The sequence below is a fragment of the uncultured Mycobacterium sp. genome, assembly GCF_964249325.1.
GTDB lineage: Bacteria > Actinomycetota > Actinomycetes > Mycobacteriales > Mycobacteriaceae > Mycobacterium.
Genome location: NZ_CAXUCH010000015.1, coordinates 27,647 through 39,820, shown reverse-complemented (window position 1 = coordinate 39,820; position 12,174 = coordinate 27,647). Strand labels below are relative to the sequence as shown.

The 12,174-nt window shown below is 65.4% G+C and carries 8 protein-coding genes and 2 pseudogenes (1 of these 10 running past the window's edge); 5 read left to right on the top strand and 5 right to left on the bottom strand.

The genetic code is table 11. The annotated features are described in order from the left end of the window. Positions 1–431, top strand: a pseudogene (locus tag ACFE99_RS03955) (PPE family protein); the annotation flags it as partial. On the opposite strand, the gene ACFE99_RS03950 reads toward ACFE99_RS03955, so the two are convergent. From ACFE99_RS03950 to ACFE99_RS03935, 4 genes are all read right to left on the bottom strand, one after another. Further along, the gene (locus ACFE99_RS03950; RefSeq protein ID WP_375482621.1) at positions 428–4,552 is read right to left on the bottom strand and encodes a molybdopterin-dependent oxidoreductase; all 4,125 of its coding nucleotides are present in this window, start codon (positions 4,550–4,552) and stop codon (positions 428–430) included. The pseudogene ACFE99_RS03955 and the gene ACFE99_RS03950 sit on opposite strands and share 4 nt — an antisense overlap. Positions 4,553–4,950: 398 nt before the next feature. Next, on the bottom strand, positions 4,951–5,301 hold the full coding sequence (locus ACFE99_RS03945; RefSeq protein ID WP_375482615.1) for a gamma-glutamylcyclotransferase family protein: 351 nt from the start codon (positions 5,299–5,301) through the stop codon (positions 4,951–4,953). 31 nt (positions 5,302–5,332) lie between these two features. After that, complete coding sequence (locus ACFE99_RS03940; protein WP_375482613.1) at positions 5,333–6,238, bottom strand: class I SAM-dependent methyltransferase; 906 nt, start codon at positions 6,236–6,238, stop codon at positions 5,333–5,335. A gap of 76 nt (positions 6,239–6,314) precedes the next feature. Then, positions 6,315–7,214: an oxygenase MpaB family protein gene (locus ACFE99_RS03935; protein WP_375482611.1), complete on the bottom strand. Its 900-nt coding sequence runs from the start codon at positions 7,212–7,214 to the stop codon at positions 6,315–6,317. Between the two features lie 82 nt (positions 7,215–7,296). Here ACFE99_RS03935 and ACFE99_RS03930 point away from each other — a divergent pair, with 82 nt between their 5' ends. Further along, positions 7,297–7,941 carry a TetR/AcrR family transcriptional regulator gene (locus ACFE99_RS03930; protein ID WP_375482609.1) on the top strand — a complete coding sequence of 215 codons (645 nt, stop codon included), beginning with the start codon at positions 7,297–7,299 and terminating at the stop codon, positions 7,939–7,941. 6 nt (positions 7,942–7,947) lie between these two features. Here the strand turns inward: ACFE99_RS03930 and ACFE99_RS03925 are convergent, their stop codons facing one another. Then, positions 7,948–8,523: a VOC family protein gene (locus ACFE99_RS03925; RefSeq protein WP_375482607.1), complete on the bottom strand. Its 576-nt coding sequence runs from the start codon at positions 8,521–8,523 to the stop codon at positions 7,948–7,950. A 299-nt stretch (positions 8,524–8,822) separates the two neighbouring features. On the opposite strand from ACFE99_RS03925, the gene ACFE99_RS03920 reads away from it, so the two are divergent. The 3 genes and pseudogenes from ACFE99_RS03920 to ACFE99_RS03910 all read left to right on the top strand — a co-directional run. Further along, positions 8,823–9,956: an alpha/beta hydrolase gene (locus ACFE99_RS03920; protein WP_375482605.1), complete on the top strand. Its 1,134-nt coding sequence runs from the start codon at positions 8,823–8,825 to the stop codon at positions 9,954–9,956. Positions 9,957–9,989: 33 nt separating this feature from the next. Beyond that, on the top strand, positions 9,990–10,247 hold the full coding sequence (locus ACFE99_RS03915; protein WP_375482603.1) for an NAD(P)-dependent oxidoreductase: 258 nt from the start codon (positions 9,990–9,992) through the stop codon (positions 10,245–10,247). A 30-nt stretch (positions 10,248–10,277) separates the two neighbouring features. Continuing rightward, positions 10,278–12,174, top strand: a pseudogene (locus ACFE99_RS03910) (acyl-CoA dehydrogenase) (it continues 344 nt past the right edge of the window).

Below are 12,174 nucleotides of genomic sequence, written 5' to 3'. Positions count from 1 at the left end.
ACCCATACCTGGTGGGCGATCTCGGCGCGGGGTCGGCGACGAGTGCTCGCGGCAAAGGCCACAAGCCGGCGTCCGAGGCCGCCGAAGTCCCGGCGGCTGCGGCCGCGCCGGCCGTAGAGCAGGAGCGGGCGCGGCGGAGGCGGCGGTCGGCGCCAAAACGCATAGACCGGGGCTACCGATACGAATTCCTGGACCTCGACTCGAGCGCGGACCCAGCACCCGGCGACGCATCGGAGAGTAACCGGCACGCGAACTCCGCGCTGCCCTCGGATCAGGGGGCCGGGCGGCTGGGCTTTGCCGATACCGCAGCCAAGGCCGATACCCACCGGCCGGCCGGGTTGAGAAGGCTGGCCGGCGACGCCTTCGCCAGCGGCGCCACCATTCCGATGGTTCCCGGCAGCTGGCAGCCTGATACCGACGAATCCAGTTAATAGATGTCGCGCTGGTAGCGGTTGGCAGCGGCCAAGTTTCGGACATAGGCTTTCGCATCGTCAGCGTCACGATGTCCGTGCTGTTCGACGATCGCCACGAGCGCGCGGTCGACATCTTTGGCCATCCGTTGACCGTCACCGCAGACGTACAGGTGGGCGCCGTCCTGCAGCCATTGCCACAGCTGGGCTCCTCGGTGGCGCATAAGGTGCTGGACGTAGATCTTTTCAGGTTGATCGCGCGAGAATGCCAGGTCAACTTCGGTGAGAAAGCCGTCAGCGTGCATTTTCTGGATCTCGTCACAGTAGTAAAAGTCTGTGGCCGCATGCTGTTCGCCGAAGAACAGCCAACTGCGTCCGTTGTGCCCAAGTGCGCGACGTTCGTGCAGGAAGCTGCGAAATGGCGCGATACCAGTGCCGGGCCCGACCATGATCATCGGTGTATCTGGGTCGGTCGGGAGCCGGAAGTGGGGGGATTTGTGGACGTAGATACCGATGTCGTCGCCGTCGGCCCCGTCCGCCAGGTAGGTCGAGCACACCCCGCGGCGCCGAGCACCGCGGAAGGCATAGCGCACCACTGACACGGTCAGATGCACTTCACCTAAGTGCACTGTGGGGCTGGACGAGATCGAATACAGCCGGGGCTGAAGTGGTTTCAGGACTGCGAGCCAGTCTTCGACCGACGCGGTAACCGGCACATCGGCCAGCAAGTCCACTTGCTGCCGCCCCCACGCCCACTCGGCGAGCACGGCCTTGTTTTCGGGCTTCAATAACTCGCCCAGTTCAGGGTCTCCGCTGCGTTGCGCCACGAACCGCAGCAGGTCGGGCGTGAGACGCGCGATCGCCAATCGTTCGACCAACGCAACATGCAACGGCATCTCCCCGTGTGCACCGAGCTGCACCACCGTGTCGCCGTCCAATCCGGTGACTGCCAGCCACTCGTCGACGAGCTCACCGTGATTACGCGGCCAGACACCAAGGGCGTCGCCCGCTTCGTAGCAGAAGGTTTCGGTGGGTACACGAAAAACGAACTGCCGCACTTCCTTCGCCGATCCCGGTCCGCTGAGTGCGGTATTGCGAGCCAGGCAAGTGACAAGCGGGTTCTTCTTGCCGTAGGTCTGCGACTCAATCGACGGCGCCGCAATAGCGTGGGCCTGCGCGGCGGGTGCCGCAGCGGCGGCCGTATCGCCCCCGACAAGCGCCGGTTGGCGGCTCAGTTCACGCAACACCTCGCTGAGCCACCCGGCAACCGCTTCTTCGTACTCCGGTTCGCAGTCGACCCGCTCGACCATGCGGGTGGCACCCAGCTCGGCGAAGCGCGCGTCGAGTTTGCGTCCGTGACCGCAGAAGTCGTCGTAGCTGGAGTCGCCCAGCGCGAGCACGGAGTAGCGGGTTTCCGTGAGTGTTGGTGCGCTCGGCGCCAATAACGCTTCCCACAGTGCGGTGCCGTTATCCGGTGGCTCGCCGTCACCGGTCGTGCTGGTGACCAGCAGCAGCTGCTGGATGCCCGGCAGGTCACCCACAGCAAAGTCGTCCATCACGTGCAACGCAACCGGTAGCCCAGCCGCACGTAATTGTGCAGCAACATCGGTGGCCACCGCTTCGGCATTTCCGGTCTGCGAAGCCCACAGCACCATAATCGGTGCGCGCTCGGGCGTATCCGCGACCGGGCTCGGTGGCAGGTCGCCGCCTGGGCTCGGCGACGCGCACGGACCGGCTATTGTGGTGCGCGCAAATAGGCCGGCCAGCACACCGTCCACCCACGTCCGGGTGCTGGGCTCGAACGGTGCGCTGGCGGGCAGCGTCGGCACGCCTGGTGTCCGCCGGCCGGCGTCGGATCGTAGCGCGGTCAGCATCCCAGCAAGGTAGGAGCGCTCGAGCGGAGCGAACTGCGGTCTGGGTTCGTCTGTCAGACCGAACAATTCGGTGAGGGTGTCGAGCTGCGACACTCTGATTTCCTCCGCGACCGGCTGATCTGGTTCGGCTGCAGCATCGCCGCGCCCAACCGTGGCGACTTTGGTGAGGGTGACCGCGCACGCCTTGTATTCCGGTTGTTGAGATATCGGGTCGACCGCGTCGTTGGTGACGGCATTGATGGACAGGTATTCGCCGAAAGCGTCGTTCCAGTGAAAAGGAGCAAAGCAGTTGCCGGGTCGCACGCGGTCGCTGATCACAGCGGGCAGTACCGCGCGGCCGCGGCGGGAGGCGATCTCGACCGGGTCGTCGTCCGCAATCTGCAACCGGGCGGCGTCATCGGGATGGATCTCTATGAACGGGCCGGGATTGAGCTTGTTGAGCTTGTCAACCTTGCCGGTTTTGGTCATTGTGTGCCACTGGTGCGGCAGCCGTCCGGTGTTCAGCAAGAACGGGTAATCGTCGTCGGGCATCTCCTCCGGCGGCAGGTGCGGGCGGGCGAAGAACCTGGCGCGGCCGCTCGGTGTCGGGAACGCCAGCCGAGGCACGCTGCCGTCGTCACGGACTAGCTGTGTCTGGCTCACACCGTCATTGAGGTAGCGGATGGGGCTGCGGTCGGTTGTGCTGCCGGGTGGGCACGGCCACTGGATCGGTGTCTGGCGCAGTCGTTCATAGGTGATGCCACGAAGGTCGTAGCCGGTGGCCGGGTTGTAGAACTGCTTGATCTCAGTGAATACCTCCTCCGCACAGCTGTAGGTGAACGAGTCCGCATATCCCATCTCACAAGCGATTCGGGCGATGATCTGCCAATCGGGCAGCGCTTGCCCGGGTGGACCCACGGCTTGCTGGAAGAGGGTGAGATTGCGTTCCGAGTTGACCATCACCCCTTCGGATTCCGTCCATAGCGCCGCCGGCAGCAGCACGTCGGCGTACTCATTGGTTTCGGTCGCCAAGAATGCGTCTTGGGTAATCACCAGTTCGGCCTTCTCCAAACCGGCCAGCACGGTCTTCCGATTAGCCACGCTCGCAACCGGGTTGGTGCAGATGATCCAGCAGGCCTTGATGTGCCCGTCGGCCATGCGGAAGAACATGTCGATGGTGCCACCGCCGACATCGGCGCGCAGCGACCCGCGCGGAATACCCCATCGGTCCTCGACGAACGCCCGGTCAGCGTCGCATGTCACCGATCGCTGCCCGGGTAGGCCCGGACCCATGTATCCCATTTCCCGGCCGCCCATGGCGTTGGGTTGCCCGGTCAGCGAAAACGGGCCACTCCCCGGTTTGCAGATAGCGCCGGTGGCCAGGTGCAGGTTGCAGATCGCGTTGGTGTTCCAGGTGCCATGGGTGCTCTGGTTGAGTCCCATCGTCCAGCAGCTCATCCAATTTGCGGCTTCGCCGATCCACCGGGCGGCTGTTCTGATCTGTTCCTCTGGGATGCCGGTGATGTCGCTGACCTTCGCGGTCTGGTATTGCTCGAGGAAGCTCGGCATCACCTCCCAGCCCTCGGTGAACTCGGCGATGAACGGCGGGTGGGTATGGCCGTTCTCGACGATCAGGTGCAGCAGTCCGTTGAGCAGCGCGAGATCGGTGCCGGGATTGATCTGTAGGAACAGGTCGGCCTTCTCGGCGGTCGCCGTGCGACGTGGGTCGACAACGATCAGTTTGGCGCCAGCCTTGACCCGATCCATCATGCGCAAGAACAGGATCGGGTGGCAGTCGGCCATGTTGGCGCCGATCACGAAGAACACGTCGGCCTGATCGAAGTCTTGGTATGAGCCTGGCGGCCCGTCGGCACCCAGTGATTGCTTGTAGCCGCTGCCGGCGCTGGCCATGCACAGCCGCGAGTTCGACTCGATCTGGTTGGTGCCGAGGAAGCCCTTGGCCAGCTTGTTGGCCAGGTATTGGGCCTCAAGCGACATCTGCCCGGAGACATACAACGCGACGGAGTCCGGCCCGTGTTCGTCGACGACTGCTCGTAACCGGTTGGCGCAGTGGATGATAGCGGCATCGACGTCAATGGGATGGGTCGGTTCGCCGCGACCGGGACGCACGTACGCCGATTCCATGCGACCCGGCGCGGCGAGCATGTCGGCGGTCGTCGCGCCCTTTGTGCACAATCGTCCGAAGTTGGCCGGGTGGGTCTTCTGGCCGGTGGATTTGGTTACCCGGCGGCGTCCAATAGCAGCATCCATGCCGACTTGCAGAACCATGCCGCATCCGACTCCGCAGTAAGCGCACAGAGTATCGACGGTGTCCGTGCCGGGCTCGGCAACCACGCGTACTCCTTCCTGATGCGCAGGCCAAATCAGTGCACAATCGTGCGACGGGGATGTTTCGGCATCGGTAACCGATGTTGCGGGCGCTTTACGGATCCCTCGCAGCAGACATCACTGCGTGGTGCGGCGCCCGAAACCTGGACTAGCCGAGCCGATCAAAGGTCGTCGTTGACCAACAAATCTGCAAGCCAGGCTATCTGTACTCGGGCTCGACGAACCGCATGGTCTGGCCGGTATGACCAAACCATGCGGAGATTCCCAGTTTTCGTCAAGCTTGCATCCCGCGCCTGTTTGCAAACACGATCGTGTAGGCATCGTCGGGGCGTGCGCTGTCAGTACCGCGTGTGCGCAATCTCGGCGCAGACGTACACCCATGCCTTGCGGCCGGAGGTCAGGGTGACCGGGATCCGGGTGTAGTCGTCGACCTCGTAGCGGTCGGCGGCGGCAAGTTCGTCGTCGCTGAGTTGCAGACAGGCTCCGGCGACGACGTCGTGCGCTGTGCCGGGCCGCAGAATGGGGTGGATGTCGGAGCCGCTGGTGGCAACGACTGCCGGATCGGTGATCGTGACCTGATCGACCCGAAAACCGGGTAGCGAGTCGTCGTCGCAGGGGATGAGCCGGCCGAATAACGAGCGTTGGACATCGGGGTCACGCAAGGTGCCGTACGTGAACAGAAGATGCACGACGACACCCTAAACGCAGCGCGGCGAGAGTTCAGCACTTGACGGCGCTGACCAGGGTGTTGCGGGCGATCATCGGCCCAGCTTCGGTATGCGGGCCGGGTACCGGTCGCCCGACTTGCCGTAAATAATCGGCCAGCGGTGTCGGGACCGCGCTCCAGCCGTGCTCGCCGAGCCATTGGTCGGCGGGCGCGAATTGTTCGTTGTAAACCAGCTGGAAGAACAGGCGCTGGTCGCCCTGCGCGGCAGCGGCGCGTTCTTCCTCGACTTTGGCCGCGAATTCCTCGGGCGGCAGCGGCGCCCCGTCTTCGATGGCCGCATGGCTGCCGGGGGCGGCCAGCGCGTCCAGGCCGGTGAACAGCTGCTGCTGCGCGCTGGCCGGCAGGTAGATCAGCAGACCCTCGACAATCCAGGCCGACGGCTTGGCGGGGTCAAACCCGCTGTCGCGCAGCGCTTGTGGCCAATCCTCGCGCAGGTCAACGGCTACCTCGCGGCGCTCGGCGTTGGGCTTCGCGCCGTGTTGGGCGAGCACCTCGCGTTTGAACTCCAGCACCTGCGGTTGGTCCAGCTCGAAGATCGTTGTCCCGTCGGGCCACGGCAATCGGTAGGCCCGCGAGTCCAGCCCAGCAGCCAAGACGACGATCTGCCGCACGCCCGCATCTGCGGCGCGGCCGAAATACTCATCGAAATACTTCGTGCGCGCCGCCTGGAAGTTCACGAAATGTTCGCCGAAGTCCGCTGTCTTCAGCGGATGTTCGGGCGCTTGACCGTCGAGGACGTCCGCCGCGGGGCCGCCCACCGCGCGGCAGAACACCTCGGCGTACGGGTCGATAGCCAACGGGTCAGGCTTCTGCGCCTCCAATGCTCTTGCGGTGGCCACGAATAACGCGGTCGAACCGACACTTGTCGTGATGTCCCAGGTATCCCTTTCGCTACGCACTCGACCGACCTTACGCCAAAGTGCTTAGCACGGCTATCCACGCCGTGCCGAGTCGGCGGGCATGACTCGAACGCCGTCAGACCAGTGGGCGACCCGTCCTGATCCGCCGGTCGAGATCCCACAGCAACACATTGAACGGGAACTGCCGCACGAACCGCGGCATGAGGCTGTTGACCCTGCGCAGCACGGCCATCAGCCGGTCGAAACGCCGTTGCTTGGCGGCGTCCCACGGAAACTGCATCTCGTCGCGGAACCGTTGCGGCAGAAAGCCGCTGGTGATCAGCAGCCCGATACCGTCCAACCAGCGCTGCAGCGGGCCGGGCAGCATCATGCCGGGCAGCCGGCCCACAGCGATCGGATACAGGTAGTCGCGCACGGCGTCGTCGATGTGCACCTTGGCCAGCGACTCGCGCCAGTACTTGTCGAAAGCCTCCCGATCCGGCGGCCACATTTCCGGCGGAACCTGAAGCGTGGTGCCCAACGCCATCCCCTCGTGATAGTGGCGTTCGGCCTCCTCGTCGTCCATCTCGCCGACGAAGATGCGGTGGATATCGACGGCGCCCTTGTACAGACACGCCCCTACCCATAGCTGCAGGTCGGGGTCGAACGCGTGGTACTGCACGGGGCTATCGGGTGTGGAGTACACCTGGGCGTGCGCGCGGTTGACCGCGCGGCGGAAGGCAGCCTTTTGAGCCTCGGTGCCGGCGGCGGCCACCGCGAGATAGGTGAACGTGGTGCGGGCCCGCTTAATCGGATGCAGGTCCACGCGCCCGCTTTCTACCCGGCTTTCCAGCACGCCGTAACCGACACCTGGGCGGCCCAACTGCATGATCACGTTGGCGGGCCCGGCCAGCAGCGCCACGCCCATCAAGCCGTCGTCGATACCGGCCCGCGGCGCTCTGCGACGCGGTGGCTTCCGGACCGGCCGGTCAGCGATTGGGCGCTCGACGTGCTGGATGGGTTCGCTGACCGTCATAGCCACACCTGCCCACTAATTGTGAGAACGCTTGTTTCCTGACATTGCCGTGTGCCGGGCAGCGATGTCAAGATGGTGCCCCATGGCTGCCAAATCCGGGTTAGCCGACACCGCGCAAGTGCGGCCATATCGCGGGGTCGACGCCGCCGACCGGCTTGCCGAGCGCCGGCGCAGGCTGATGTCCGCCGGCCTGGATCTGCTCGGGGGGGATGACACAACCGAGTTGACCGTCCGCGCAATCTGCCGTCGAGCGGGCTTGGCCGCCCGCTATTTTTACGAAAGCTTCGCCGACAAAGACGAGTTCGTCAGCGCGGTGTTCGATTGGGTAATCGCCGATCTGGCCGCCACCACGCAGGCCGCGGTCGCCGCCGCCTCACCCCGTGAACAAACCCGTGCGGGCATGGCCAACCTCGTGCGTACTATTGCCGGCGACCCCCGTATCGGGCGGCTGCTGTTCAGTGCGCAGCTGGCCAACGCCGTGTTGGTTCGCAAGCGGGTCGAATCCAGCGCGCTGTTCGCGATGCTGTCCGGCCACCACGTGGGAAGCGCCTTGCGGATGCCGGAAAACGACCGCATCAAAGCCGCCGCGCATTTCGTCGTCGGCGGCGTCGCGCAAACGCTGGGCGCCTGGCTGGCCGGACAGGTACGCCTAACCGCCGAGCAGCTCGTCGACCACCTCGCTTCGCTGCTCGACGAACTCGGCGATCCGAGCCTCTACCGCGATTAGACGACGCTACGGCGCAGCCGGCACGCGCCGGTCAGCTGCGGTCTTGGGGACGGCTTGCGCATCGCTTTCGCCGAATTCCTTTGTCCAGCAAGCGAACTCGAGCGTGATCCCGTCGGGGTCCTGGAAGTAGAACGAGCGGACATAGACGCCGGGATGCAGGGTGCGTGAAACCTGCATTTCGCTTTCGTCGTGGTTGAGCACCGGGACGACCCGCACACCTTTGTCCTTGAGCCGCTGACGGTAGGCGTCGAACTTCTCGGCCGGGACGTGGAAAGCAAGATGGTTCATGGTGCTGACCGCGCTGGTGATATCCCCTATGCCCGGAATGGCCGCCGGCGACGAGATGCCCGGCACCCGGTCCGGCGCATCGGCAAACCAGAAGAACGCCACACAATCGCCGTTGCCGGCGTCGAAGAAGAAATGCTGCCCCTGACCATTGGGCAAATCGAGCGATTTGATCAACGGCATGCCGAGCACGTTGGTGTAAAAGTCCACGGTGCGGGCCATATCCGAACACACCAGAGCGACGTGGTTGATCCCGCTCAATTCGAATTCGGTGTTGGTGTTGTGTGGCTTGATCATCGCGGCCCCCGTGGATTCCGAGACGCATCCGGCGGTCTGGCCAAGACCGTGGACTCAAGTTACCACCAGGTTCGCCACATTCTGGTCTCGTAGCCAGCTCAGGCCCGCGATAATCCGTCCAACACCACGAGAGGAGGCGCGGGGGTGTCGACGGTGTCCGAGGAACCGGGCCAGCGCGCAGAGATGCTGTCGTACCGGGGCCGGAGGACACCGGCTGCGGTTGAGGCCGCCGCCCGCGGTCATCGCAGACGTTGGCCAATGTTTTCGGTCGGGCCATCGACCAAGGGAGGTCCGCTGACATGACTCGTGCATCCGGGACGCCCGGCGTGATCCGCGAGTTCATCGGGCTGCCCTCACCCACCGCCCGGCGCGCGGGCGCCGGCGGGCACCCGTGCCAGGGGCTGTATCACCGCGGCGTGGGCCGCAAACCGAAGGTGGCCATCATCGCCACCCACTACCAGATCGACTTCTCTGAGCATTATCTGGCCGACTACATGGCCACCCGCGGCATCGGATTCCTCGGCTGGAACACCCGCTTTCGCGGCTTTGAGAGCAGTTTCCTGCTCGACCACGCGCTGGTCGACATCGGTGTCGGCGTCCGCTGGCTGCGTGACGTTCAGGGCGTGGAAACTATTGTCTTGCTGGGTAATTCCGGCGGCGGGTCACTGATGGCCGCCTACCAGTCGCAGGCGGTGGAACCGAACGTGACCGCGTTGCCGGGCATGCGGCCAGCGGCCGGGCTCACCGATTTGCTTCCAGCCGACGGCTATGTCGCCAGCGCTGCCCATCCCGGGCGCCCCGATGTGCTGACCGCATGGATGGACGCCGCCGTCGTCGACGAAACCGACCCGGTCGCCACCGATCCCGAACTGGACCTGTTCAACGAGCGCAACGGCCCGCCGTACTCGCCGGAGTTCGTCAACCGCTACCGAACAGCGCAGGTCGCTCGCAACCACGCCATCACCGATTGGGCGGAAAAAGAGCTGAAAAGGGTTCGGGCAGCTGGTTTCTCGGATCGGCCATTCACTGTGATGCGGACCTGGGCTGATCCGCGCATGGTCGATCCCAGCATCGAGCCGACCAAGCGTCAGCCCAACATGTGTTATGCCGGCGTCCCGGCCAAGGCCAACCGCTCCGCACATGGGATCGCGGCCGCGTGCACCCTGCGCAACTGGCTCGGCATGTGGAGCCTGCGGACCGCGCAGACCAGGGCCGAGCCGCATCTGGCCCGCGTCACCTGTCCGGCGCTGGTAGTCAACGCCGAGGCGGATACCGGAGTCTTTCCCTCGGACGCCCAACGCATTTACGACGCGTTGGGCACTACCGATAAGACACAGGTCTCGATCGACACCGACCACTACTTCACCACCCCGGGGGCGCGCAGCGAGCAGGCCGACACCATCGCCAAGTGGATCGCCAAGCGGTGGCGCTGAGGGTTCCGGCGCATTTCGCCAGATTGGCGGTCATTGCTCGAGCTGCTGGCTACCGGCGACCTCGTGTCGCTGCATCTGCCGTTGACACCTGACACCGAAGAGCTGCTCGGCCGTGATGCGCTGGCGTGGATGAGGCCGGATGCGGTGCTGGTCAACGCCGCGCGTGGCCCGCATCGTCGCCGGACGGTCGACATCATGCGCCGCTACCTAGCCGAAGCCGCCCCGAACTGCCGCCGCCTCCCCGACGAACAGCCGCTGGCCGATGTAGTCAACCAACCGACCGGTTATTAGATTGGGAAGGTCACCGAGGGAAGGCGAACAATGCCGATCGCAATCGCTCCTGAGCATCAAGACCTGGCCAGCTCCGTACGGTCGCTGGTGGCGCGGGTGGCGCCGTCGGAGGTGCTGCACGAGGCGCTCGAAACAACGCCAGAAACCCCGTTCGAGAATCCCCCGCCGTACTGGCGGGCCGCCGCGGACCAGGGTCTGCAGGGGGTACACCTGGCTGAATCGGTCGGTGGCCAGGGTTTCGGCATCCTCGAATTGGCGATCGTGTTAGCCGAATTCGGCTACGGTGCGGTGCCAGGCCCGTTCGTGCCGTCGGCGATCGCCAGCGCGCTCATTTCCGCGCATGACCCGGATGCCAAGGTGCTGGCCGAGCTGGCGTCCGGCGCCGCCATCGCCGCGTACGCACTGGGCTCGGGGCTCACCGCCACCCGGCACGCGCAGTCCGAAACGGGGCTGGTGATTCGCGGCGAGGTGCGGGCGGTCCCGGCGGCGGCTCAGGCGTCACTGCTGGTGCTGCCGGTGGCTATCGACAGCGGCGAAGAGTGGATCGTGCTGCGCTCCGAACAACTCGAGATCGAACCCGTAAAAAGCATCGACCCGCTGCGGCCAATCGCGCATGTGCGCGCCAACGCCGTCGAGGTCGGCGACGATGCCATGCTGAGCAACCTCAAGACGAGCACCGCCTATGCGCTGATGTCGACTTTGCTGTCGGCTGAGGCCATCGGTGTGGCGCGGTGGGCCACCGACACCGCGTCGGAATACGCCAAGATCCGCGAACAGTTCGGCCGGCCGATCGGCCAGTTCCAGGCCGTCAAGCACAAGTGCGCCGAGATGATCGCCGATACCGAGCGGGCCACCGCCGCGGTGTGGGACGCTGCCCGCGCAATCGACGAGGCACGCCAAAACAGCTGGGACACCGCAAGTTCCGCAGTCGACTTCGCCGCCGCGGTGGCGGCGACGCTGGCCCCGGCGGCCGCGCAGCGCTGCACCCAGGACTGCATCCAGGTGCACGGCGGCATCGGCTTCACCTGGGAGCACGATGCAGGCGTTTACTACCGCCGCGCGCTGATCCTGGCCGCGTCCTTCGGCCGCCGCGCCGATTACCCCCAGCGGGTGGTCGACACTGCGACCGGCACGGGGATGCGCAAGCTCAACATCGACCTGGATCCGCAGACCGAGAAGCTGCGGTCCGAGGTCCGGGCCGACGTCGCCGCGCTCAAGGCGATGCCCCGCGAAGAACGCAAGGTCGCCATCGCCGAGGGCGGCTGGGTGCTGCCGTATCTACCGAAACCCTGGGGCCGGGCGGCCAGCCCGGTCGAGCAGATCATCATCGAGCAGGAGTTCAGCGCGGGACGGGTTAAGCGCCCGCAGATCGGGATCGCGTCGTGGATCGTCCCGTCGATCGTGGCGTTCGGCACCGACGAGCAGAAGCAGCGGTTCCTGCCCGCGACGTTCCGCGGCGAAATCACGTGGTGCCAGCTGTTTTCCGAGCCGGGTGCCGGGTCAGATTTGGCCGGGCTGAGCACCAAGGCGACCCGAGCCGAGGGCGGTTGGCGCATCACCGGGCAGAAGATCTGGACCACTGCCGCGCAGTTCTCCGACTGGGGGGCGCTGCTGGCCCGCACCGAGCCCACCGCGCCCAAGCACAACGGGATCACCTATTTCCTGTTGGACATGAAAAGTGAAGGCGTCCAAGTAAAGCCGCTGCGCGAACTGACCGGCGGCGCGATGTTCAACACCGTCTTCATCGACGACGTGTTCGTGCCCGACGACTGCGTGCTCGGTGAGATCAACCGAGGCTGGGAGGTCAGCCGCAACACCCTGACCGCTGAGCGGGTGTCAATCGGCAGCAGCGAGGCACCGTTTTTGGCCAACCTCGACGGATTCGTCGAATTCATGCGCGACGGCCAGTTCGACCAGGTTGCCCAGA